A 22630-nucleotide genomic window follows, 5' to 3' on the forward strand; every position below is an offset into this window, starting at 1 on the left:
GGTGTGCCGGGCCGTGGCGCACCAGGCTGGACGGGTGAAGCACCCAGGGATCGGCCGGAAGCCGGAGGACGCCGCCGACAGCCGGGCGCGGCTGCCGGCGCCGCCCGCGTGGCTGCGCTGGCTGCCGGTCCTCTATGTCGTGGTCGTGCTGCTGTTGGAGCCGGTGACTCCGGTGGACTGGCCGGTGAGCTTCGTGCTGATCGCCGTACCCCTGGTGGCCGCCTTCGCCCATGGACCGGCCGGTGTCGCCGCCGCCACGCTGTTCGCTCTCGTCCTGGAAGGGGTGCTGGCCGGCACACCGTGCTGCGCCGGCCGGGCCGTCGGCTATCTGTGGGACCGTCACTACGTCGCCTCCTATGTGTGTACGGCCCTGGTGGGCGGCCTCGGCGCGATCCTGGCCGCCCACCGGATCCGGCGTGAGCGCACCCTCGCCGATGTGCGGTTCGTGGCCGAGACCGCGCAGCGGGTGCTGCTGCGCCCGGTGCCGCACCGCATCGGCAACCTGCTGCTGGAGAGTCTGTACCTCTCCGCGGCCGCGGAGGCCCGGATCGGCGGCGACCTGTACGAGGCGATGCCCACCCGGCACGGGGTCCGGCTGCTCATCGGCGATGTCCGCGGCAAGGGACTGCTGGCGGTGGAGACCGCGGCGGCGCTGCTCGGCGCGTTCCGGGAGGCGGCGTACGACGAACCCGATCTGCCCGCTCTCGTCGGCCGCCTGGAGACGAGCATGACGCGCCGGGCGACGCAGCTCGGCGGCCGGGAGGCCGGCGAGCGGTTCGTCACCGCGGTCTTCGCCGAGATCCCGGCCGACGGCCAGGTCGTCCGCATCGTCAACTGCGGCCATCCGTCCCCGATCTCGCTGCGGGCCGGCGAGGTGCGCGAGCTGGACAGCGGGCGGTCGGCTCCGCCGCTGAACCTGGGCATGCTGGTCGACGACCCCTATCAGGTGGACGCGTACCCGTTCTGCCCCGGCGATCAGCTGCTGCTGTACACGGACGGCGTCACGGAGACACGGAACGCGGCCGGTGTCTTCTATCCCCTGGTGGAGCGCCTGCGTTCGTGGGGTCCGCTGCCGCCGGGGGACCTGCTCGCCCGGCTCCACGACGACCTGCTGGCCTACAGCCACACCGGTCTGACGGACGACACCGCGGCACTCGCGGTCTGTCTGCTGCCCGAGGCGCCGTGAACGGGCCCGGTGCGCGGCCGACGCGGCCGGGCCGTCAGCCCCGCAGGCGGGCCGGGGCGGGGCCGTCGGGGCGGACGGTGATGCCGTACGCCGCCTTGGCGGGGGTGGCCTCGAAGACCGGGACGTGGCCCGGCAGCAGGTGTTCGAGCAGGACGGTCGACTCGCGCAGCGCGAACTGCACACCGAGGCAGGCGCGGGGGCCGATGCCGAAGGGGAAGTAGGCGCCCGGGTGGGAGGGCCGGCCGTCCGGGGTGAGGAAGCGCCGGGGGTCGAAGCGCTCCGGCTCCGGCCACAGTTCGGGGTCGCGGTGGGTGAGGTAGGGGCAGACCAGGATGTCGGTGCCCGCCTCGACGGCGTGGCCGGCGAGGGTGTGGTCCTCGGTGGCGTGCCGGGGCAGGAGCCAGGCGGACGGGTAGAGCCGGAGCGTCTCGTGGACCAGGGCCTGGACGGCCTGCCGGCGTTCCGCCGAGCCTTCGCCGCCCGCGGCCAGCGCGGCCTCACGGGCGGCCGGGTACCGGTCGAGGAGGAGGTACAGCCAGGTCAGCGTGGTGGCCGTGGTCTCGTGCCCGGCCATGAGCAGGGTGACCAGCTCGTCGCGGATCAGCCGGTCGGTGTACTCGGGGTGGTCCGCGGCGGCGTCGAGGAGGACGCGCAGCAGGCCCGGCCCGTCGGGACCTGCCGCGCCGGCCCGGGCGGCGTCGATGGCGTGCCGGGCGACCGCGTCGATCCGCGCGAGATCGGCGGCGACGGCGGCCCGGGCGTCGCCGGTGTCGGCGGGCAGGGTCGGCAGGGCGGTGGCGACGGCGGCCACGGCGGCCAGTTCCCGCTCGGTCCCCTCGTCGAGGGGATGCCCGGTGAGTGAGCGCCAGATGGCGTCCAGGGCGAAGCGGCGCATCTCCTGTCCGACGTCGAAGGTCTGCCCCGTGCGGGCGTATCCGGCCCAGCGCCGTGCGGTGGTCCGGGCGGCCTCGGTGATCCGCTGTGCGTAGCGGCGCATCCCGGTGCCCGTGAACTGGGACTGGAGCAGCCGGCGTTGCCGCTTCCAGGCCGTCCCGGTGGCGGCGAGCACCCCGTCGCCGATCAGCAGCCGGGCGCGGTGGGAGCGCTTGACGTACAGCTCCGGGTACCGGGCGAGTACCTGCTGGACCGCGAGGGGGTCGGTGACGAGTACGGTGGGGGCCGCCCCGAGCCGGAACGCCGCGACACCGCCCACCTGTTGTCGTACCTCGGACAGCAACTCGACCAGCTCGCCCCCGCCCGCGCGCCAGCGCTCCACCAGCCCGGGCCCGGCCTCGGGCACGGGCCGCACCGCTGCGGCATCGCACGGAAGAGCACCGGGACCGGCTTCGACGTCCATGCTTGTCCTCTCCTGGTCGACGGGGACCGACAGCACGGACTGTACGGGAGCGGGCACAACTGGTGACAGGTCGCCCAGAGGCTCGGCGGGGTGTCGGTGCGCGGTTGCGGCCGGAACCGGTTCCGGCCGGTGGGCCGGGATGGTAGGACAGGACGCAGTCTGCGCCGGACGGCGCTGGTCCGGTGGGGGGTGGGCTGGGGTGTCCTCGGGCTTACGGGCGTTCGCGCGGCTGGTCACGGCGGCCGCGATCGTCACGGCGTACGTCGCGCTGCACCTGGCGATCACCGCGGGCCTGGACCTGCGGGCCTGCGACCGCTTCCACGGCGCCCCGGCGCGGGCCGCCGCGTTCACCGCCGCGCTGGACCGCTTGGCCGCGGGGGACGTGTCCGCGCGCAACGAACTCCGCGCGGACGAGCGGTGGTTCACGGAGAACGCCCCGTCAGGAGGCAGCCGGAGCGTGGTCTTTGCCGTCGCCCGCGACGCCGAGGCGGGCCGGTTCTCCCCGGCCCGTGCGCGGGCCGCCGGGCTGGCGGCCGAGGTCGCGCGGGATCGGACGAGGCTCGCTCACCGGCTGGGCTCGTCGCGGGTGACCGCGCTGGCGTGGGCGGTGCCGGCCGTGGTGCTGCCCGTGCCGGCTCTGTGGCTGCGGCGGCGTCGCCGGTCGGGCGCCGCGGAGATCGTCCGCGTGGTCAACCGCTTCCTCCCGCACCGGCCCTGGTGGCGGCGGCCGCTGTTCCTGGTGGCCAGCGGCGTCGGCTATGTGCTGTTCGCGTCGGGGGTCATCGCCGTCAGCACGGCGCAGCGCAAGGGCTCCGACATGCCGCCGACGGCGTTCATGCTGTCGCTGGTCGGTGGCCTGGCCGCGTTGGGTGCCGGGGTGCTGATCCTGCGCCACAGCCGCCTCCGTTCGGCGCGCGGCGCGGCCCAGGCGCTGCTGGCCGACGGCCGCCGGCCCGTGCTCTACCTGCGCAGTTTCACCGACGACGACACCACGGCCCAGGTCGACGACTCGGCGGCGTTCATCGGTCTGCACTCGCGGGAGGAGCAGCTCACCGGGGCGTTGGGAGCCGTCGGCCCGGTGATCACGGTGGGCCGGCCCGGGGAGCCGCTGCCGCGGCTGGGGGCGGCGCGGTTCTATCTGCCCCTGGACGACTGGCAGCCGACCGTGCTGCGACTGATGGACCTGTCCCGACTCATCGTGCTGCGGCTGGGCTTGGGCGACGGGCTGTGGTGGGAGATCCAGCAGGCCAGGGACAACCAGCCGGCGCACAAGCTGGTCCTGCTGGCGCCGGGCGGGCTGCCGGAGGTGGCCGAGCGGCTGGACGAGCATCTGCCGGTCCCGTCCCGGCTGAACGAGCTGGCCGGGGGCGATCTCTGGACCTCCGCCGTCATCACGTTCTCTCCCGACTGGACGCCGCGTGTGCACCCGGTGGGGCCCGTGCCCCGGGCCACGGCCCCGCGGGGAGCGCTGCTGCGCCGCGCCGGCCGCGCCGTGAAGGGGGGCCTGGTCTCCATGATGATGCTCTCCCCCGCGCACCACGTGGCCCGCACCATGAAGGACGCGCTGGCGTCCGTGGGGGTCCGCAGACGGACGATGGCCTGGCGGGCCACCCTCGCCACACAGACGTCGCTGTGGAAAGGGCTCGCGTTGGTGACGGCCCTGGCCCTGCTGGCCTGGCTCGTGGTCCGGGCGCTGCGCCTGTCCGGCCTCGGCTGATGCGTTTCGTTACGGCCGTCCCGCATGACCTCTCGGGAAACCGGGGACACAACAGGGCAGCGGCCCACCGCATCCCGGTCCCGGGCTGTGCGCAGCGGGCCGCCGGTCTTCGGGGGAGGATCATGGACGGTGCACAGCAGGGCGTTCCGGCGAACGCCGGCCCGGTCGGTGGGGAGCGGCCCAGGGCGGTGACCGGTCCGGCCACCGCCGTGACGGTGCTGGTCTCGCTGGAGCTGGTGCGTGAGGTCCTGGTGACGGTGGCCAACTGGCGCCTGTACTTCGTCGCCCGCGACTATCTGGCCGGGCGGGCGACCAGCGCGGAACTCGATGCCTCCGACTCCGACACCCTCGCACAGCTGGTGTCCTGGCCGTCGTTCGTGGTGATGATCGCGGCGGGTGTGGTGTTCCTGGTCTGGTTGTGGCGGGCCCGGATCAACGCCGAGCTGATGAGCGGTGCCGCCGCGCACCGCCGGTCCCGGGGCTGGGTGGTGGGCGGCTGGATCGGCCCGGTGGTCAACCTGTGGGTCCCGTACCAGGTCGTGTCGGACATCTGGCGGGCCAGCGCCCCGCGGCGGACCGTCCCCGTCACCCTGGTCAACGCCTGGTGGGCGCTGTTCGCGGCCACCATCGTCGTCAAGCCGATCCAGTGGCGCATGTCCGCGAGGTTCGACAGCTTGCAGGACGTGCAGTCCAACGCGAACGTGTCCACGCTGCTCACGGCGCTCTACGTGGGCGCCGGTGTGCTGGTCATCCTCGTGGTCAGGCGCATCACCGCGTGGCAGGCCCAGGGTGTCCGGAACGCGGTATGACGGTGACGAAGATGGGGAAGGTGGCCGGCACATGGCCGGAATCGGTGACTCCTTGTGGAACGAGGCCATCGACGCGGACCACTACCGGGACACGGCCGCGACGTACCAGGCCGCGATCTTCGAGCAGTACAAGCTGTGCGTGGAGATGGCCGATCGGGTCAGTGCCCGGCGCAATCTCGCCAACACCTTCTTCCTGACCCTGCACAGCGGTCTGCTCGTCTTCCTCGGCACCTGGCTGTCCCAGGAGCACCACCGCAGGTTCCCGGTCGCGCTGGCCTTCGCGGCTCTGCTGGTCCTGCTGGGCATGTGCGCGGCCTGGTGGATCACGGTCCGGTCCTACCAGCAGCTGAACAAGGGCAAGTTCGAGGTGATCGGGGCGCTCGAGGAGCGGTTGCCTGCCCGCGCCTTCGTGGCCGCCGAATGGGGCGCGCTCGGCGAGGGCCGGGACTGGCGTGTCTATCTTCCGCTCGGCCGCGTGGAGCGCTGGGTCCCTCTCCTGTTCGCCGTGGCCTACCTGCTGGGCTTCGCCGCTCTCGCGCGGTGACGGAAGCGGCACCCACCCGCTGCCGCGTGCCGGCTCCCGCTTTCCGCGCCACCGCGGCGGGTTAGGGTGAAGGGCACATCGCCTCGCCGGGAAGCGGGTTGTCACATGGTCACCATCGCCGTCACCGGTCACATGGACCTGGCCGACGAAACGGTCGGCCCCGTGCGCGCGGAACTCCGTGACCTGCTGGCCGGTCTGCGCAACGACACGCTGGTGGGGCGTTCGTGCCTGGCCCGCGGCGCCGACACCCTCTTCGCCGAGGTGGTCCTCTCGCTCGGCGGCCGGCTGTCGGTGATCATCCCGTCCCGGGACTACCGGGAAGCGGTGGTCCGTCCCGCGGACCTCGCCGCGTTCGACGCCCTGCGGAAGGCCGCCTCCGACGTGGTGGTCATGCCCTACGAGCACGCGGGGCGCGCCGCCTACGAAGCGGCCAATCGCCGACTGCTCCAGGGTGCGGACCGGCTCGTCGCCGTCTGGGACGGCAGCGCCCCCACGAGCCGCGGCGGCGGTACGGCGGACACCGTGGCCGCGGCCCGCTCGGCCGGGCTGGCCGTCGACGTCGTATGGCCTGTGGGTGCCGTGCGGTCCGGCACCTGACCTCCCTACACGTCAAGTATTTGTCCGGCACATCCTGTTGGCAAATCGCCCCGATGCAGCGAAGTATTTTCCGGGAGTGTAAGTACTTTTCCTGTCAACCGAGATTTTCACCGTTCAATTTGTCACCCGTGAACCGGCGATACCGCGCACCCGCACATGCCAGGGCCTCGATCAATTCGCATATTTCGGCTCCCTCCACCAGACTGAAAAGAGGTGCCGAAATATCGAAAAAGGGGGCTGCCATGCCCGTGAACCTCGACAACACAGCACCGCTGTCGTGGAAGAACGCCACCGGCGACGACGCCACCATGCTCCAGCACTTGCAGCCGAACATCCTGAAGGGGCATGTCCGCGACCGTCTGCACATCCTGATCCTTCAGTTCGCCGACGCGTCCGCGGGCCGGGCCTTCCTGTCCGGTCTGGTCCCCCTCATGAAGTCGGCCAGGACGGCGCTCGAAGAAGCGGACGCGCACAACCAACACGGCACGAACGGCACCCCCTATGTCGGCGTGGGGCTGTCGGCGCTCGGCTACGAAAAGCTGCAACTGGGCGTGACGTTCAATGACGACATCTTCAACCATGGGATGAAAGACGACGCTTCCGTGGCCAACCTGGGCGACCCCAAGACCACTCAGTGGCAGAAGGAGTACCAGCAGGTGATCCACGCCATCGTCCTGGTGGGCGACGCCGATCCCGACCCTGCCGACGCCCGGCTCGCCGAGGTCAAGGCGCTGCTCACCGATTCGATCACCGTGATCGCCGAAGAGACCGGCCAGACCCAGCGCGATGACGCGGGCCGCGCGGTCGAGCAGTTCGGCTATGTCGACGGGCGCAGCCTGCCACTGTTCCTCGCGGAGGACCTGGAGGCGGAGCGCGACACGATGGACGGAACCGACGTATGGAATCCGTTCCTGTCGCTGGGCCGGGTGCTGGTCCCGGACCCGGGGGCCCCCGACCCCGGGACGGACTTCGGCAGCTACTTCGTCCTGCGCAAGCTGGAACAGAACGTGCGGGCCTTCAAGGCGGCCGAGGAAGAGCTTGCCAATGCCCTGAATCTCACCAACGACGACCGCGCACGGGCCGGTGCGATGTTCGTCGGCCGTTTCAGGGACGGCACCCCGCTCACTCTCCAGCCCAAGGCCATAGGCCACACGCCGGTGATGAACAACTTCACCTACGACCAGGACGCCGACGCCCACAAGTGCCCGTTCCAGGCACACGTCCGCAAGACCAACCCACGCGGGTCCGGCCAGTTCGAGGATCCGGAGGGGGAGAAGCGGCATCTGATGGCGCGGCGCGGACAGACCTACGGGGACCGGACGCCGGGCGTCGACCCGGAGAGCGGCGTCGGCCTGCTGTTCATGGCGTTCAACTCCGAGATCGACCAGCAGTTTCAGTTCGTGCAGCAACTGTGGGTGAACAACCCTGGATTCCCCGGACACGGTCAGGCTCCCGAGCCGGGCCTCGACCCGGTCATCGGCCAGGGCAGCCGGCCCCCGCAGTCATGGCCGCTGGTCTGGGGAGAGGCCGCGACGCAGGAGACCCCCGCTCCCACCCAGGCCGTGACCATGAAGGGCGGCGAGTACTTCTTCATGCCCTCGCTGCCGTTCCTGAGCAGCCTGTGACGACCGCGCGTCCGTCTCCCAGCAGGCAGGACATGCCATGACCATCGAACACGACAGCCGGGAACTGGCAGCGGCGCACCTGGACCCGCCGTTGCAGCGCCTTCTCGAGGCGGCCCGGCAGAAGAACCGGCGGGTGCCCCAGGCGGAGACCGCGCCCCCGGTCGCGGCGGGGGTCACCACCATCCCGGTCGGGCGCAGCCCGCACAGCGTGGCGGTGAGCCCGGACGGGACCCGCCTCTACGTGACCCAGTTCAAGGGGAACTCCCTGGCGGAGGTCGACCTCTCCCGTGGGGAGGTGGTGGCCACCATCCCGGTCGGCGAGGGTCCGTACGGCGTGGCGGCCAATCCCGACGGACGGACACTGCACGTCACGGTTCCGGAGACCGAGACGCTGTTCATCATCAACCTTCCGGACGATGAGCAGGGCAGTGGCTTCGGCCATGCGCCGTACGGGGTGGCAGCCGGTCCCGACGGAAGGCGCGTCTATCTGGCACTGGCCCTGGAAGACCGGGTGTTCGTCACCGACGCGTTCGCGAAAGGGGACTTCGGAACGTTCACCGGCCTGGACTTCCCGGTCGGCGTGGCGGTGAGCCCCGACGGGCGGACGCTGTACGTCACCCACTACTTCTCCGACCGGGTGTCCATCATCGACATCGCCGGCAACACACTGCTCGGCCGTGTCCCGGTCACCATAGGCCCGTACGGCATCGCGGTGAGCCCCGACGGAAACCGGGTGTACGTGACCCACTTCCCCTTCGACAGCGTGTCGGTGATCGATCCCGGACGCGAGGAGGTGGTGGGTACGATCCCGGTCGGCGGCGCACCCCGGGGCGTGGCCGTCAGCCCGGACGGAACCCGCCTCTACGTGACCAACTTCTTCGCCGACACGGTGTCGGTCATCAGCCTCTGAGGAACTCGCAGCAGCCAGGCGCGGCCGGCTTCAGCCGGTGTGGAGGATCCGAAAGCGACCGGGGTCCGCCGGATCCCGGTCGACGATCTGGAGGGGCGGCCAGGTCCATTGCCAGACGCTGATGCCCGGCGTGCGGGAGAACCGGATCGTCCCGCGGGTGCCTTCGACCACAACCTGCTGCCAGGAATCGGCGATGCGCGCCCGGTCCGTGCCGTGAGAGCGGAGCACTTCGGCGAGGACGGTGATCGTGTCGTAGCCCTCGAACGCGACGAAGGAGGGCTCTTCGGCCAGCTGTTCACGCAGGGCCGTCCCGACCCGGGTGCCGAGGGGGCCGAGGCGCTCGGGCAGGTAGCGCAGGAACGGGATCGCGGCGCCGTCGCCGCCCAGCGACGACGCCCATTCGGCGAACTCCGGTTGCCCGGCCGGAGCACCCATCAGGGTCCCGGCGAGGCGCTGGTCGCGGCGGACGGACCGCACGATCGACAGTGCCGGCTCAGGGTGGCCGACCAGAAGAAGCAGGGCCGTCGCGCGATGCTCGACGAGCGCGTCGCACATCGCTGTCGGGGTGAGCGCGCTCAGGTCGAGTTCGATGACGGTGCCGCCGCGCGGAGCGAGACGGTCCCGCAGGATGCGTGTCCCAGAAGCCCAGTAGACACTCGGCTGGGCTGCCACGGCGATGCGGCGGTGGCCCGCGCCGAGGAGGAAGTCCGCGTAGGTCTGCCAGCCGCGGGACTGCGCCGGGGCAAGGCGCGCCACCCATTCCGTCGGCTCTTCGGTGAGCGTGTCGAGAACCGCGGACGAGCAGAGGAACGGCAGGCCGAGGGCATCGGCCCGCTCGGCGGCGGCGCGCGCGACGACGCTGTGATACTCCCCCGCCACGGCGGCCACGCCCAGGCGAGCCAACTCGTCCACGGCCGCCGCGGCCTGCTGTGGATCGGCCGCGGTGTCCCGGACCACCAGCTCGAGTGGTCTGCCGCCGATCCCGCCGGCGTCATTGACCTCGCGAGCGGCCAGCTCCATTCCGGCGAGCAAGTGCCGGCCTGCCTCGACCCAGCCAGGCTGGGTCAGCGGAACGAGGGCACCGATCCGGACGGGCGACCCGTCACTCCGCTCCGCTCCAGGTCGCGATGTGGGCGCGTTCATGCGTCGGTGTCTCCCGTGCGATGATCCGGTGGCAGTCGATGATCAGTTTCAGCGGTCGGCCTCCCCCGACGCGAGCGGTTTGCCGGCGGCGCTGTCCGTGCCGTAGAAGCGGCCCTGCTCGCACAGGGCGTCGATCTCGGCGTTCTCCTCCTCGCTGAGCTGCGCGTCCAGCGCCGCGCTGATGACGCCTCGGGCGTGGGCCAGTCGCCGGGCGACATCCCAGTCGGCGATGAAGGTGCCGACGGTGTGCTCGTCGGCGGTTCCGGACGCCTGACGGGATCCGAGCCGGTCGAGGGAGACGACGAACTCGTTCAGGTCCCGCAGGACTGCGACGGCCTCGCTGAGGGGCAGACGGATCTCTCGGGAGGACATGTCCATCAGCCGATTAAACGCGATGCCCTTTCCGCCAGAGGAACGTCGGTCCCGGGTGCTTGCGGCCGCACCCGGGCTCTGCCACGATCCGATGACGGTCTCACCGAGACGCGGCAGGTGCCCGGGGACGCAGGCCGGTCGTTTCTTGCAGCGCAAGAACGCAACGGGGGCGGTGATGAGCGTGTCACGGCACGTCACCTGCGGGGTGTGACCATGGGCGCCACCGCGCTGATCCTCTTCGGCGGACCGGTTGCTGTCGGAACGGCTGCCGGATACCTCAGCGGTGGCCGACTGGGCAGGCTGCCGGGTGTACGACTGCGACGGCTGTGGCTGCTGTGGCTCGCGGCCGCCGTGCAGGTCGCGCAGCTGGCCACCGCCGGCCTGCCCGGCGCTGCCGGACGCCCTCTCGGGGCACCGCTGCTTGCGTTGGCCTTCGGCCTTGCCCTGCTCTGGCTGGGCGTCAACGCGCGTGGCAGGTCGTGGCCGTTGAAGACGGGGGTGGGACTGGCCCTCACGGGTGCGGTTCTCAATGCCCTGCCGATCGCCGTCAACGGCCGGATGCCCTACAGCCCCTCCTCGGCGGCCGACGCCGGACTGCGCGCCGGGTCCCGGACCGCCAAGAACGTGCCGGCCGGGCACAGCACCCGTCTGCTCGCCCTGGGCGACACCATCCCTCTTCCGCCACTGCACGCCGTCGTCAGCATCGGCGACCTGCTCCTGGCGACCGCCGCGGCCGTGCTGGTGACGGCCGCCATGCACCACCCGGCCAACCCCGCCCGAGAAGGGAACCCGCCATGTCCCACAGCCTCACCTGGCAACGCCTGACGCTGATCGCCTTCACCCTCGCCTCGATCGCCGTCCTCCTCTACACCCTCGGCGCCCCCGACTGGACCGGCGGCTGATGATGTGCCCGTCGAGCCGGTTGCCGAGCGTCCGGCCGGCGGGCCACCGCCGAATTTCCTTTGCCTCCGTCGACGACAACGGTGTTTTCGCGCTCGCCGGGCCGATCAGCGTCGAGTTGGGAGCCCCGGTGCTGGCCGCTTTCCAGTACGACGGTGACCGGCTGGAGTTGGAGGTCTGGCGGGACGGAGTGCGCGCCCATCGCTACGACTCCTGGCCGGTCCGGGACGATGAGACCGCCGACGACGCACCCCTGGGCGCCGACCCCGCCGCGTTCCAGGACTTCGCCGCCGGGCCCGTGGACGACCACCGCTTGGCCTCCGCGCTCGCGGACACCCCGATCGACGTGGAGGACATGGACGTCGACGGTGAACCGGGCTATGTCTGGGCCCAGGCCCTGCACTGGGATGTGTTGCGCGGGCTCAGCCACCCGGACCAGGTGATCCGCCGCGCACAGTGGGACTACTTCCATATGCGGGGCGCGCCGCAGGCGCTCGCGGAGGTGCTGGACAGCACCGAACTCGTCGCCCTGGGCGGGACCGAGCGCCCGTTCTGAAGCCCCGTCGAGGACGTGGTGCAGGGCCATTCCCGGGCGTCGGCCATGTAGCCCTCCAGGCGGGCCTGGCGAGCCCTGAGCGGAGCGGGCGGCTCACCGATTCCGCTCGTCCGCCGGGGAGGGTTTACGGTGCCTTCCCCGGCCCTTGTCCAGCGCCGGCCGGTCCGATCCGGGGAACTTCGCCTCCCCGGAAACCACGGGATCCACCGGAGGCGGCGGATACAGCAACGCCTTCGCGGCCGCCAGGTCAGGGACGACCCCCACGGTCGCCCACTCGGTGCCGTTCCATTCCTCGATCACTCTGGGCTGGTGGGGTTCGATGTGCGCCCCCCGGTGCGGACCCGAGGTGAGCGGCACCGCGCGCAGTTTCCCCTTCGCGGCGTTCCGGCGCTCCTCACGACGCCGCGCCCACTCCTCCAACGGCTCCTCGTGCATCGCAGCATCGTGGCGCAGCACCGCGCTCCGCTGCCACCCCAGGCCAACGCTTACCGTCAGGCGAAACCTCTCGCCCTTGCGGTCGACGCTGTCGACGCCCACCGCTTCACCCGGTGATCGCCTCGCCGTCGACGGGGACGCCCAGCCGGTCGGCCACGGTGGTGAGGGCCGTTCCGAGAGGGAGGGCGACCCGGGTGACGGCGTGCGGGTCGCCCCGGGTCGGGTCCCGGTTGACGATCAGAACCGGCTTCCCGGCCTGGGCCGCCTGGCGGACGAACCGAAGCCCGGACATCACCGTCAGCGAGGAGCCCAGGACCAGCACCGAGGACGCCGTACGGACCAGCTCGCGGCAGTGTTCGACCCGATGCGGCGGAACGGCTTCGCCGAAGAACACCACGTCCGGTTTGAGGAAGCCGCCGCATACCGCGCACGGCATCACCCGGAAGTCTCCGACCTGGTCGTCGGTGAGGTCGGCGTCACCGTCCGGGTTGATTCCCGCCGCGACCGGTGCAAAGCCCGGGTTGGCCTCTTCCAGCCTGCGGGCCAGTTCCCGGCGCGGGCTCACGGCGCCGCAGGAGAGGCAGACGACCCGGTCCAGGCTCCCGTGCAGTTCCACGACGTCCTCGCTGCCGGCGGCCTGGTGCAGGCCGTCGACGTTCTGCGTGATCACCCCCGCGAGCAGGCCGTGCCCCCCGAACGCCGCCACCGCCCGGTGCCCCGCATTGGGGCGGGCGCGGCCGAAGGTGCGCCAGCCCAGGTGGCTGCGCGCCCAGTACCGGCGCCGGGCCTGGGCGCTCGCGGTGAAGTCCTGGTACGTCATCGGGGTGTGCCGGCTCAGGCTCCCGCCCTCGCCCCGGTAGTCGGGGATGCCCGACTCCGTGGAGATGCCCGCCCCGCTGAGCACCAGCACACCGCCGGCGCTCAGCACATCGACGACCGGCTCCACGTCCGTGGTGCCCGGCGGCAGCTCCCCGGTGGGGGTCCAGCTCAGAGTAGGGCGCATGCGCATGCCGCCAGGGTACGGAAAGGAAGCGGCCGCAGGCGTCACAGCATCAGCAGCAGCCGGGTGTGCGGGACGAGCTTGCGGTTCACGCTGGTGCTCTGCACGAAGATCGTGAAGTCGTCGTTGTGGTCCGGCTTGACGCGTATCTCCGCGTCCGGCAGGCCGAGCAGGGACCGGGCCTCGGGCCCTGTGTACACCCGGTCCGTCTTCTTCTCCAGCACCGCGATCTGCTTGCGGGCCTGGATCTTCTCCGACTTGCTCAGCTGGTAGAACGCACCCCCGGTGCGGTAGGTGTGCCCGCACTCGACGACCCACTCCCGGATCGCCGCGTCCCGTGTCACCGGGATCAGTTCGTAGCCCGACGGATCCACCGGGGTGAGGCCGGCCGCCTTGATGGTGTCCTTGTTGACCGCCTCGGCGCCCGTGGAGAACACCGCCCGCGACCCGCGGATGCCCTTCGTGCGGCCCACCATGAACTTCTCCGTGGCCAGCTGGATGACCTGTCCGGCCTCCTCCAGACCCTGCGTGCTGGTGGCGTCCCAGATGGCGATGTTGTCCTTCGGGAAACCGCACTGCATGGCCTCGCGCCTGCCCATCTGGTCCGGCACGAGGACGGCCAGCGTCCAGTTGTCCTGCTGCGTCTCGATCATCCCGGCCACGGCCCGGACCAGCTCCTGCGGATCCTGGGACGGCGTTCCCGGGCAGCGGTGACTCGCGTTCTCCTGCCCGTCGGTGAGGATGAACGTCAGGAAGCTGTGGTCGCCGTACAACTGGGCGGTCTGCGCCAGCTCCCGCTGCGAGGTCAGTGCGGCCGCCAGCAGCGCCGTCATGCCACCGACCCGGTACAGCTGCTTCAGCGACGGCATGCGCAGCACGTCCTTGTCGTAGATGACGCACTCCACCTTGTCCGCGAAGACGTACACGGTGACACGGGTTTCCTGGTCCAGCTCCCTCGACCTGCGGGCGAGGTAGGCGATCTGCCGGTCGGCGACGTCGACGACCGCGCGGCTCAGGTGCGACATGGACGAACTGGCGTCCAGCACGAGGGCGACGTGATTGATGTAGTTCTGGCTCCCGGACATGACAGCTCCCCCTGATTCCGATGCGATGTCCTCACCGTCTCACGCACCACTGACAATCGACCGGCCCCGCATCCGCCGCCGGTCAGGGCAGCGTCCACCAGCGGACGGTGACGAGGTAGAAGACGGCGGCCCAGAAGGTCATCACCACCGCGACGACACCGAGGCCACGGAGGTTGCTCCGTGCCGCCGGTTCGTCCGGCGGTGGCCGCAGCCATCGCCCGAGCAGCGGGTTCACGTAGTAGGGCATGGTCAGGAAGCTCATGATGAGACTCGACAGCAGGTTGCCCACGAGCAGGCCGATCCAGAGCGGCATGTGCAGCGGGGACAGGGCGAGCGTCAGCAGCACAACGGTCGGGTAGAGCCCGACCCAGATGGCGAGGGAGGTCCTGGTCTCGGAGGGCGGCGGCGGTGCCTGTCTGCCGTTGCCCTCGAAGGCGAACCAGCTGCCGAACGAGTTGTCGATGGTGCGCAGTCTGAAGTCGCTGAACTTCTCACCCTCGGCCAGGATCTCCTGCCGCTGGGGCGAGGTCAGCCAGGCGTCGAGGTGCTCGGCGGTGTCGTAGCGGTACAGCGTGGTCCATTCCTCCTGGAGACCTTCGATGGGGCGGAAGAGCTCGGTCCCCCGAAACCCCTCGAACTTGCTCTCCTCCTCGACCATGTGGTGCTGCCAGTCGAGGAAGTCGTCGACCTGGTTCGGGGCGACGCGGTGGGTGACCACCACGGTGACCAGCGGATCCAGTGACTGGGTGCCGCTGCTGACCACCTGCTGGGTCGCCGGACCGTCGAAGTACCTGGCGCCGGCGTCGAGATATGTCTGCCTGGTCCCGCTGTTGATCCACGCCTGGAGATGCGCCACCGAGTCGAACCGGTACACGACGACCCAGTCGGGTTGCAGCGATGTCGGCGGGGAGATCTCGGCACCCAGGAAACCGGGATAGTAGGCGGCCGCGGCGTTGAGATCCTCCTGCCACGACTCGTACTCCCGTTCCATCCCGGGCAGCACCTTCTGGCCGATGATCGCCGTCGCCGCGGCGGCTACGTTCCTTTCGGTGTTCATGGTGGCTCAACCTGTCGGCACCGAGTGCTCCGCGGGGAGCCGGCTGTAAATGCGTTCCGGGGTCAGCGGCAGCGCACGGTAGCGGACGCCCGTGGCGTCATGCACCGCGTTGGCCAGCGCGGGAGCGACCGGGTTGATACAGCACTCCGCCATCCCCTTCGCCCGCAGGGGCCCCACCGAATCCGCCGAGTCCACCAGGAGCACCTCGGTACGGGGGATGTCGGCATAGGTGGGGATGCGGTAGTTCCGGAGGTTCGGGTTGACCATGACGCCGCTGTCGTCGAGGTGATGGTTCTCGGTCAGCGCGAACCCGATTCCCTGGGCGACGCCGCCCTCCACCTGTCCCCGGACCTGCGCCGGGTTGATGATCACCCCGGCGTCCGCCGCGTGCACGCTGTACAGGATCCGTATCTCACCCGTCACGCGGTGTACGGCGACCCGGAATCCCTGCGTGTTGGAGGTGACGCTCCGGGGAGAGCCGTATGCCTTGCGTGCGGCGGTGAAACGGATCCCGCGCGTCCGGGCCAGGGCGACGAGTTCGGCCAGCGACACCCGTCGGTCCCCGCAGACGACACCGTCGTCGTCCATCATGCACATCACGACATGGACGCCCGTGTGGGCCGCGGCGAAGTGCAGGATGCGGTCGCGCACGGCATCGGCCGCCCGCAGGACCGCGTTGCCCGCCACGAAGAGGCCCGCGCTCGCGAAGGCACCGGTGTCGAATGCCGTGCGGTCGGTGTCGGACTGCACCAGACGGATCCGCGACGGCGTCGTGCCCAGCTGGTTGGCCGCGATCTGCACATGGGCCGTGGAGGTTCCCTCCCCGAACTCGGCGGTGCCTACAGCCAGTTCGTAAACGAGATCGTCGCCCAGCGTGACCCAGGCCTCGGAGATGTGTTCCGTCGGAGGCGCGGTCTCGTGGACGGAACTCGCCACGCCGGTTCCGACGAGCCACTCGGGGCCCGGAGGTGGCGGGGCAGCCGTCCGGGCCAGGGCGTCACCCACCAGGTCGATGCATGCGGCGAGCCCGTCCTCGGTGAAGGTCACGTCGTCGGGGCCCTCGTGCAGGGCGACCAGGGGCTCGCCCGGCCGCACGATGTTGCGCCGGCGCAGTTCCAGCGGATCGACGTGAAGAGCGCGGGCCAGTTCGTCCATCGCCGACTCCACGGCGAACGCCGGCTGCGTCATCCCGTAACCCCGCAGTGCCCCGCTCGGCACGGTGTTCGTGTAGACGGCGTACGCGTCGTACTTCTTGTTGGGGCAACGGTAGATCATGACGGCGGCTCCGCCCGCGTACAGCGTTTCGCCGCCGTGGTTGCCGTAGGCGCCCGTGTTCGACACGTTGCGTACCTGGAAGGCGGTGAGCGTTCCGTCGGACTTCGCGCCGAGCTTGACCGTCAGGGTCATCGGATGCCGGGGCGAGGCCGTCGTGAACTCCTCCTCACGCGTGTACTCGAGGCAGGTGGGCCGCCCGGTGTCCAGGGTGGCGAGCGCGACCAGATCCTCCGCGATCACCTCCTGCTTGCCGCCGAACCCGCCGCCGACCCGCTTGCAGAACACCCTCAGCTGGTCCGGGCGCAGCGCGAACAGGTACTCCAGTTTGACCTTCGCGATCGACGGAGACTGCGAACTGGTACAGACGTTCAGCCGGCCGTCCTCCATCCACGCGATCGAACCGTGGGTCTCCAGATGCGCGTGCTGCACCCGCGGTGAGAAGTACGTGCCTTCGTGGATCACGTCGGCCGCGGCGAATCCCGCGTCGACGTCGCCGATGTGCGAGTGCAGCTCGAGCAGGATGTTGTGGACGGGGTCGCGGACGAACGGGTCGTGGGAGCCGTGCAGTTGGGGGGCGCCGTCGGCCATCGCCGCTTCGGGGTCGAACACCGCCGGCAGCACCTCGTACTCGACCAGGAGACGCCGGCAGCCCTCCTCGGCCGCCCCGACCGTGTCGGCCAGGACCGCGGCCACGCGCTGGCCGGCGAAACGGACCGTGTCGTCGAGGATGTAGGTGTCGTCGGGGTCGACCAGGTGGTCGGTATGGATCGCCGTGGTGAACCGTCTGCGGGGGACGTCCTCCCAGGTGTAGACCCGGTGTACGCCGGGCACCGCGAGGGCGGCGGTCTTGTCGATCGAGAGGATCCGGGCGTGCGCGTGGGGTGAGTGCAGCAGCTTGAGGTGCAGCATGCCGTCGATCTGCGTGTCCATGGTGAACTCGGCGCGCCCCGTCACCACGTCGTGGCCCGCGGGCGCGCCGACGCTCGTCCCGACGGCCTTGCCCGGTGCTGCCGTCTCCACCGCGCTGATGCCCTGCACGGCGTCCTCGATCGCCCGGTACCCGGTGCAGCGGCAGAGGTTGCCCTTCAACGCCCGTGGCAGATCCGCCTTCTGGTCCTCGGTGAAGGTCGCCGCCGTCATGATCATCCCTGCGGTGCAGAAGCCGCACTGGAACCCCGGCGCCTGCTCGAACTGCCGCTGCACGGGATGCAGGGCGCCGGGGCGTCCCAGGCCTTCGATCGTGGTCACCTCACGCCCGTCCGCGCGGAAGGCGGGGGTGATGCAGCTGTGTACCGGTGCGCCGTCCAGCCACACCGTGCAGGCGCCGCAGTCGCCCGCGTCGCAGCCCTTCTTGACGCCGAAGTGGCCCAGTTCGCGCAGGAAGGTGCGCAGGCACTGGCCGGGGGCCGGCTCCCGGTCGAATTCCTTGCCGTTGACGACGTAGCTCATGCCAGGTCCCCAGCCGTGAGTTCGCGGCAGATCTCCTCGGCGAAGTGCCGGGTCAGATGCCGGCGGTGGTCAGGGGTCCCATTGGGGTCCGCAAACCAGACGTCGGCCGGGAGGGCGTCGATGCTCTGCCGCAGGGTTCGGACATCGGGCAGGGAGTCGAAGGCGATACGGACCGGCCGCGTGGTGCCGGCGGTGATGGTGAGCAACAGGTCACTGGCTCCCAGCCGTTGCGTGCCGACGAGGAACACCGTCGAACGGCCGAGCCGGGTCAGCGTGAAGCGACGGTGCGCGGTGCGTTTGCGCAGCGCGTACTCCGGAATGGTGATGCGCCGAAGCAGCTCCCCGGGGGCGAGGACGTTGCGATGGTCGCCCGTGACGAAGTCGAGGGCGTCGACACGGCGCACGGAGCCGTCGGGCGCCCACAGTTCGTACTGCGCCTCCAGCGCGACCGTCAACGTGATCATCGGGCCGGCGGGCAGGGACATGCAGATGTTTCCGCCGACGGTCGCTGCGTTCCACACCTTGAACGAGGACAGAAATGCCTCGCAGCTCTCCCGGAAGAGAATTCCTGCGAGCCAGTCCATGGGCCATGGGTGGGCGTACAGGTCACGAATGGTGCAGGTGGCACTGATCTCCAGGCCCTCGTCCGTCCGGACAAGAGGCTCCCAAGGCAGCGCCGTCAGGTCGATCAGCCGTCGCAGGTCCGGCTGCTCCGTGGAATAGAGCCATGTTCCGCCCGCGAGCCAGGCATCGCCCTCGTGCCAGTCCATGCCCGGCCGCTCGGACGGTCGCCGGACTACTTCGGTGATGGTGTTGAGGTCCATTGAAAACCGACCTACGAGAGAACGGACCCAACGGAAGACTGAGCCGCGAGACATCGACGGACACAGACGCTTTTGTCATAGTTTATCGCAGCATACGGAAGCGGGCCGGAGGGTGAGAACATCGGAAAGTAGCCGGTGCATCCCGGTCAGTCACCCCTGGTCATGCACGCGTCGTACCGAGGCCACGGCACCGCCTCCAAGGTGGGCGCGCGCGACGGTCGGCGGCCGACGCGGGGATGCAGGAGTGGCAGCGGATCACCGCCCGCCGGAGCGAACTGGTCGCTCTCGCCCAGGAGTTGGGCAAGCAACTTCAGGAGGCAGGTCGAGCGGCACGAACTGGCGATCCCGGAGCGGAGTGTCGAACCGCCTGGCCGAGCAGGCCCGGGCCGATGCCGGGCCGCCGCTCCGGCATCGGCGAAGATGACCAAGCTCGCCGCCCGGGGCTGGCTGCACAAGCGGGGTGACGGGCGGTTCACGGCACGTCCGTAGGCGCGCGGGGCGGGCCCGTAGCTGACGGGCCCCCGACCGCAGTGGGGATCGCCCTCCTGCTGGAGCACTAACGGCCGCTGAAGAAGTCGGTGAGGGCGGCGGCGACGGCCTCGGGCTGTTCCTCGGGGATGTAGTGACCGGCGTCGGGCACGATGACGCCGGTCACGTTCTCGGCCCATGGGCTGATGGAGGCCGCCATGTCCGGGATCGAGCCGTGGCTGCTGGAGATCGCAAGGACGGGCGCGGTCAGGCGTCGTTGCTCGAGTGCCGCGCGGTTCTTGCGCGCGGACTCGGCGGCGGCGCGGTAGTAGGCGAGGCCGGCGCGCAGGCCGCCATCGACGGCGAGGGCCGCGCCGTAGTGGTCGAGCCCTGCTTCCTCGAACGCGTCGGGCGCGAGGGACTTGGTCTTCAGGAACCAGCTGATGTATTCCCGCTCGCGGCCGGCTATCAGCGTCTCGGGGAGATCGGGCACCACGTGGAACGCGAAGTGCCAGGTCTTGAACGCCAGAGTCGGTTCGAGAGGGATCGCTTCCGGCATGGTGATACCGGGAATTCCGGCGTCGAGCAGCGCGACCCCGTGCAGTCGGCTCTCGTAGTTCAGGGCGAGGGAGAAGGCGACCCAGGCGCCGATGTCGTGCCCGGCGAGCCAGTAGTCCCGCACGTCGAGAGCGTTCACCGCGGCCTGGATGTGCGCGGCGACCGTGTGCGTGTCGTAGCTGAGCTCCGGATGCTCGGAATTGCCTTGGCCCGGCCGGTCGATCGCTATGACCCGGAACCGGTCGGCGAGAGCAGGCATGACCTTTCGCCAGGCCCACCATGTCTGCGGGAACCCGGTGAGCAGGACGACGGCCGGTCCGTCCGGGCGGCCGCCTTCGACGGCGTGCAGGCGGACGCCGTCGGCGTCGACCCAGCGGTGGGTGAATCCGGCCAGGTCATGCAGGGGCAGGGCGGGGACGGGGTTGGTCATGGGAATCCTCCGTCGAGGCGGGTGGACCGTGACTCGACGCTAGCACATCTTGAACTGATCAGTTCAAGATGGGAGGATGGGCCGCATGGCAGGCAAGAAGCAGTTCGACATGGACACGGTGCTCGACGCCGCGATGATCCAGTTCTGGCGCTCCGGCTACGCCGACACCTCGCTCGACGACCTGTCCCGGGCGACCGGCCTGAACCGCAGCTCGATCTACTCCTCGCTCGGCGACAAGGACACGCTCTTCCTTCGCTGCCTGGATCGCTACGCCACGCGCTACGGCGACAAGTTCGACGCCGCCCTCTCGTGCGCGGCCGAGGACCCCGTCGCCGCCGTCCGGGCGTTCTTCGATGTCACCCTGGGGCGCATCACCGACCCCGCCGTGCCCGACGGATGCCTGATGGCCCAGTCGGTCATGGCGAGTCCGACGCTGAGCCCGAGCGTCGCAGAGCATGTCAAAGAGTTGTTCGGCCTACAGCGCCGACGCCTGCGCACCGCGCTGAAGGCTGGCGGAATGTCCGACGAGAAAGCCGAGGACTTCGCCGTACACATAGCTGCCGTGAACCAGTCTCTCGCGGTGATGGGTAGGGCCGGGGCGAGCCCGGAGCAACTCCGGGCGATCGTCGGTGTGACCGTCGACGCGCTCGCGCGGGCGCTGAGACCGGTCGGATAGCCGGCATATCAAGTTTCCGCCTGAGAGCCATAGGCGCTGCTCGATGTGCGGAGGGGCTAGACAGAGATCAAGGTTCTCGAAGCCTTTAGTCAGAACGGGAATCGCGTTCGCCTGCCATGGAACGCATCGTCACTGCCCGCGACTCGACGGGAGAACCCCGCGATGGCCACTGACCACGATGACGAACGCGACGCCATCACCGCAGCGATCCAGCGGCTCCTCGAGGGCCGTCCCACGCGGCCCACCGGGGCTCTCACCACGCTGCAACTCGCCGCTGAGGCAGCTACCGCGCGGGCGTGTGCTGCTGTCACACGCTGATCCGGTCCTCGTCCTGACGCAGTTGCCGACGGGTCGTGCGGGCCGATCACCGAACCAGGGCTGCTGGCCGCCACCGGCCACGGACGGCAAGGGAGAGCACCGCGCTCTTGATGAGCTCATCGTGCTTCTCCGCCATGACCCTTGACGGAGCATTCCATCAGGCTTGATTATTTCCTCATTACGGCAGTGTTGCTCGGAGCCGCTGGAGATGGCGCTGATCGTGGTGTCCAGGGAGGCGCCAGGTAGTCGATCATCATCGTGGCGCACTCGGCCGGCATGATCCGGCCCTCGTCACCGGCGCGCAGCAGGTCGTGGCCCCTGCTGCCGTCCATTGGTCGCCCACGTATTAGGAGGCGGGAGAACTCATGACCTCTCCGTGCCGCATCGACGTCCACCAGCACCTCATCCCCCCGGCCTACCGAGCCGTGATGGACTGCCACGGCGTGACGGCCGGGGGCTGGCCCATCCCCGCCTGGGACGCCGGCAGCGCGCTCGCCGCGATGGACCGCCGCTCCATCGCCACCGGCATCCTCTCGATCAGCGCGCCCGGCACCCACTTCGGCGACGACACCGAGGCCCGCGCGATCGCCCGCATGGTCAACGAGTACGCCGCCGAACTGGCCAGGGACCGCCCCGACCGCTTCGGCTTCTTCGCGAGCCTCCCGCTCCCGGATGTCGACGGAGCCCTCGCCGAGGCGACGTACGCCCTGGACGAACTGCACGCCGACGGCGTGGTGCTGCTCTCCAACGTCCGCGGCCGCTACCTCGGCGACAAGGAGTACGAGCCGCTGTGGGCCGAACTCGACGCCCGCGAGGCGGTCGTGTTCGTCCACCCCGATGTACCGCCGCTGCCCATGCTGGAGGGCATGCCCGGCCCGCTGCTGGACTTCCCCTACGACACCACCCGCACCGCGGTCCACATGACGCTGAACGGCGTGATGAGCCGGCACACCCGGATGAAGGTGATCCTCTCCCACGCCGGCGGTTTCCTGCCGTACGCCGCCTGGCGGTTCACCGCCGGCGCCCAGTTCAACCCCGGCACCACACCCCTGGGCATCCTGACCGACCTCCAGCGCTTCTACTTCGACACCGCGCTGTCCTCCACCCCGGCCGCGCTGCCCTCCCTGCTGGCCTTCGCCGCCCCGGGACACATCCTCTACGGCAGTGATCACCCCTTCGCCCCGGAAGACTCCGGCCTCCTCCTCGACTCCGTCCTCGACGGCTACGACGGCTTCGAGCCGGGACAGCTCGACGCCATCAACCGCGTCAGCGCCGAGGCGCTCTTCCCACGTCTGGCCGGGATCTGACCCGGCCGTGAAGGGCTGAGCGGCCGGACTGC

The 22630-nt window shown here is 70.4% G+C and carries 21 protein-coding genes; 11 read left to right on the forward strand and 10 right to left on the reverse strand.

All coding sequences use genetic code 11. From position 1 onward, the window contains the following. The first annotated feature begins 34 nt into the window (after positions 1 to 34). The gene (locus ACWCV9_RS14135) at positions 35 to 1186 is read left to right on the forward strand and encodes a PP2C family protein-serine/threonine phosphatase (protein ID WP_450786517.1); all 1152 of its coding nucleotides are present in this window, start codon (positions 35 to 37) and stop codon (positions 1184 to 1186) included. 34 nt (positions 1187 to 1220) lie between these two features. On the opposite strand, the gene ACWCV9_RS14140 is transcribed toward ACWCV9_RS14135, so the two are convergent. Beyond that, complete coding sequence (locus tag ACWCV9_RS14140) at positions 1221 to 2543, reverse strand: cytochrome P450 (protein WP_450786519.1); 1323 nt, start codon at positions 2541 to 2543, stop codon at positions 1221 to 1223. Positions 2544 to 2742: 199 nt separating this feature from the next. Here ACWCV9_RS14140 and ACWCV9_RS14145 point away from each other — a divergent pair, with 199 nt between their 5' ends. The 6 genes from ACWCV9_RS14145 (at position 2743) to ACWCV9_RS14170 (ending at position 8745) form a co-directional block, all read left to right on the forward strand. Then, positions 2743 to 4260, forward strand: a complete 1518-nt coding sequence (locus ACWCV9_RS14145) for a transferase (protein WP_450786521.1) — start codon at positions 2743 to 2745, stop codon at positions 4258 to 4260. Positions 4261 to 4382: 122 nt separating this feature from the next. After that, entirely contained in the window at positions 4383 to 5069 is a 687-nt protein-coding gene (locus tag ACWCV9_RS14150) for a DUF4328 domain-containing protein (RefSeq protein ID WP_450786523.1), read from the forward strand. A 31-nt stretch (positions 5070 to 5100) separates the two neighbouring features. Then, positions 5101 to 5613: a RipA family octameric membrane protein gene (locus ACWCV9_RS14155; RefSeq protein WP_450786525.1), complete on the forward strand. Its 513-nt coding sequence runs from the start codon at positions 5101 to 5103 to the stop codon at positions 5611 to 5613. Positions 5614 to 5718: 105 nt separating this feature from the next. Further along, a complete protein-coding gene (locus tag ACWCV9_RS14160) occupies positions 5719 to 6210 on the forward strand; it encodes a hypothetical protein (protein WP_450786527.1) in 492 nt (163 codons plus the stop codon). A 128-nt stretch (positions 6211 to 6338) separates the two neighbouring features. Continuing rightward, entirely contained in the window at positions 6339 to 7835 is a 1497-nt protein-coding gene (locus ACWCV9_RS14165; RefSeq protein ID WP_450786528.1) for a Dyp-type peroxidase, read from the forward strand. A 37-nt stretch (positions 7836 to 7872) separates the two neighbouring features. Continuing rightward, entirely contained in the window at positions 7873 to 8745 is an 873-nt protein-coding gene (locus tag ACWCV9_RS14170) for a YncE family protein (RefSeq protein WP_450786530.1), read from the forward strand. Positions 8746 to 8775: 30 nt separating this feature from the next. Here the strand turns inward: ACWCV9_RS14170 and ACWCV9_RS14175 are convergent, their stop codons facing one another. Then, positions 8776 to 9888, reverse strand: a complete 1113-nt coding sequence (locus tag ACWCV9_RS14175; protein WP_450786532.1) for an ABC transporter substrate-binding protein — start codon at positions 9886 to 9888, stop codon at positions 8776 to 8778. Positions 9889 to 9936: 48 nt separating this feature from the next. Beyond that, positions 9937 to 10266, reverse strand: coding sequence for a hypothetical protein (locus tag ACWCV9_RS14180; protein ID WP_450786534.1), 330 nt, complete (start codon positions 10264 to 10266; stop codon positions 9937 to 9939). Positions 10267 to 10473: 207 nt separating this feature from the next. On the opposite strand from ACWCV9_RS14180, the gene ACWCV9_RS14185 reads away from it, so the two are divergent. Both ACWCV9_RS14185 and ACWCV9_RS14190 read left to right on the forward strand, forming a co-directional pair. Next, positions 10474 to 11085, forward strand: coding sequence for a DUF5317 family protein (locus ACWCV9_RS14185; protein WP_450786536.1), 612 nt, complete (start codon positions 10474 to 10476; stop codon positions 11083 to 11085). 205 nt (positions 11086 to 11290) lie between these two features. Continuing rightward, entirely contained in the window at positions 11291 to 11716 is a 426-nt protein-coding gene (locus tag ACWCV9_RS14190; RefSeq protein WP_450786538.1) for a hypothetical protein, read from the forward strand. A gap of 93 nt (positions 11717 to 11809) precedes the next feature. On the opposite strand, the gene ACWCV9_RS14195 is transcribed toward ACWCV9_RS14190, so the two are convergent. The 7 genes from ACWCV9_RS14195 to ACWCV9_RS14225 all read right to left on the reverse strand — a co-directional run bounded on the left by ACWCV9_RS14195 (position 11810) and on the right by ACWCV9_RS14225 (position 20297). Next, positions 11810 to 12253, reverse strand: a complete 444-nt coding sequence (locus ACWCV9_RS14195; protein WP_450786539.1) for a DUF6087 family protein — start codon at positions 12251 to 12253, stop codon at positions 11810 to 11812. A 4-nt stretch (positions 12254 to 12257) separates the two neighbouring features. After that, positions 12258 to 13160, reverse strand: coding sequence for an NAD-dependent protein deacetylase (locus ACWCV9_RS14200; protein WP_450786541.1), 903 nt, complete (start codon positions 13158 to 13160; stop codon positions 12258 to 12260). Between the two features lie 35 nt (positions 13161 to 13195). Beyond that, the gene (locus ACWCV9_RS14205; protein WP_450786543.1) at positions 13196 to 14236 is read right to left on the reverse strand and encodes a VWA domain-containing protein; all 1041 of its coding nucleotides are present in this window, start codon (positions 14234 to 14236) and stop codon (positions 13196 to 13198) included. Between the two features lie 82 nt (positions 14237 to 14318). Next, positions 14319 to 15293, reverse strand: a complete 975-nt coding sequence (locus ACWCV9_RS14210; RefSeq protein WP_450786545.1) for an antibiotic biosynthesis monooxygenase — start codon at positions 15291 to 15293, stop codon at positions 14319 to 14321. 6 nt (positions 15294 to 15299) lie between these two features. Further along, positions 15300 to 18017: a molybdopterin-dependent oxidoreductase gene (locus ACWCV9_RS14215; protein ID WP_450786547.1), complete on the reverse strand. Its 2718-nt coding sequence runs from the start codon at positions 18015 to 18017 to the stop codon at positions 15300 to 15302. Further along, on the reverse strand, positions 18014 to 18841 hold the full coding sequence (locus ACWCV9_RS14220) for an FAD binding domain-containing protein (RefSeq protein WP_450786549.1): 828 nt from the start codon (positions 18839 to 18841) through the stop codon (positions 18014 to 18016). The genes ACWCV9_RS14215 and ACWCV9_RS14220 overlap by 4 nt, the downstream gene beginning before the upstream one ends. Before the next feature lie 556 nt (positions 18842 to 19397). Further along, positions 19398 to 20297, reverse strand: coding sequence for an alpha/beta fold hydrolase (locus ACWCV9_RS14225; protein ID WP_450786550.1), 900 nt, complete (start codon positions 20295 to 20297; stop codon positions 19398 to 19400). An 85-nt stretch (positions 20298 to 20382) separates the two neighbouring features. Here ACWCV9_RS14225 and ACWCV9_RS14230 point away from each other — a divergent pair, with 85 nt between their 5' ends. Both ACWCV9_RS14230 and ACWCV9_RS14235 read left to right on the forward strand, forming a co-directional pair. Next, a complete protein-coding gene (locus ACWCV9_RS14230; protein ID WP_450786551.1) occupies positions 20383 to 20973 on the forward strand; it encodes a TetR/AcrR family transcriptional regulator in 591 nt (196 codons plus the stop codon). A 683-nt stretch (positions 20974 to 21656) separates the two neighbouring features. Then, entirely contained in the window at positions 21657 to 22598 is a 942-nt protein-coding gene (locus ACWCV9_RS14235) for an amidohydrolase family protein (RefSeq protein WP_450786553.1), read from the forward strand. Positions 22599 to 22630 lie beyond the last annotated feature (32 nt).

This window comes from Streptomyces sp. NPDC001606 (assembly GCF_053596835.1).

What these genes read in the sequence shown, in the direction of transcription:
- ACWCV9_RS14140 (WP_450786519.1), bottom strand. Translation starts at nt 2,543, where the DNA reads ATGGACGTCGAAGCCGGTCCCGGTGCTCTTCCGTGCGATGCCGCAGCG.
- ACWCV9_RS14150 (WP_450786523.1), top strand. Translation starts at nt 4,383, where the DNA reads ATGGACGGTGCACAGCAGGGCGTTCCGGCGAACGCCGGCCCGGTCGGT.
- ACWCV9_RS14155 (WP_450786525.1), top strand. Translation starts at nt 5,101, where the DNA reads ATGGCCGGAATCGGTGACTCCTTGTGGAACGAGGCCATCGACGCGGAC.
- ACWCV9_RS14160 (WP_450786527.1), top strand. Translation starts at nt 5,719, where the DNA reads ATGGTCACCATCGCCGTCACCGGTCACATGGACCTGGCCGACGAAACG.
- ACWCV9_RS14170 (WP_450786530.1), top strand. Translation starts at nt 7,873, where the DNA reads ATGACCATCGAACACGACAGCCGGGAACTGGCAGCGGCGCACCTGGAC.
- ACWCV9_RS14175 (WP_450786532.1), bottom strand. Translation starts at nt 9,888, where the DNA reads ATGAACGCGCCCACATCGCGACCTGGAGCGGAGCGGAGTGACGGGTCG.
- ACWCV9_RS14180 (WP_450786534.1), bottom strand. Translation starts at nt 10,266, where the DNA reads ATGGACATGTCCTCCCGAGAGATCCGTCTGCCCCTCAGCGAGGCCGTC.
- ACWCV9_RS14185 (WP_450786536.1), top strand. Translation starts at nt 10,474, where the DNA reads ATGGGCGCCACCGCGCTGATCCTCTTCGGCGGACCGGTTGCTGTCGGA.
- ACWCV9_RS14200 (WP_450786541.1), bottom strand. Translation starts at nt 13,160, where the DNA reads ATGCGCATGCGCCCTACTCTGAGCTGGACCCCCACCGGGGAGCTGCCG.
- ACWCV9_RS14205 (WP_450786543.1), bottom strand. Translation starts at nt 14,236, where the DNA reads ATGTCCGGGAGCCAGAACTACATCAATCACGTCGCCCTCGTGCTGGAC.
- ACWCV9_RS14210 (WP_450786545.1), bottom strand. Translation starts at nt 15,293, where the DNA reads ATGAACACCGAAAGGAACGTAGCCGCCGCGGCGACGGCGATCATCGGC.
- ACWCV9_RS14215 (WP_450786547.1), bottom strand. Translation starts at nt 18,017, where the DNA reads ATGAGCTACGTCGTCAACGGCAAGGAATTCGACCGGGAGCCGGCCCCC.
- ACWCV9_RS14220 (WP_450786549.1), bottom strand. Translation starts at nt 18,841, where the DNA reads ATGGACCTCAACACCATCACCGAAGTAGTCCGGCGACCGTCCGAGCGG.
- ACWCV9_RS14225 (WP_450786550.1), bottom strand. Translation starts at nt 20,297, where the DNA reads ATGACCAACCCCGTCCCCGCCCTGCCCCTGCATGACCTGGCCGGATTC.
- ACWCV9_RS14230 (WP_450786551.1), top strand. Translation starts at nt 20,383, where the DNA reads ATGGCAGGCAAGAAGCAGTTCGACATGGACACGGTGCTCGACGCCGCG.
- ACWCV9_RS14235 (WP_450786553.1), top strand. Translation starts at nt 21,657, where the DNA reads ATGACCTCTCCGTGCCGCATCGACGTCCACCAGCACCTCATCCCCCCG.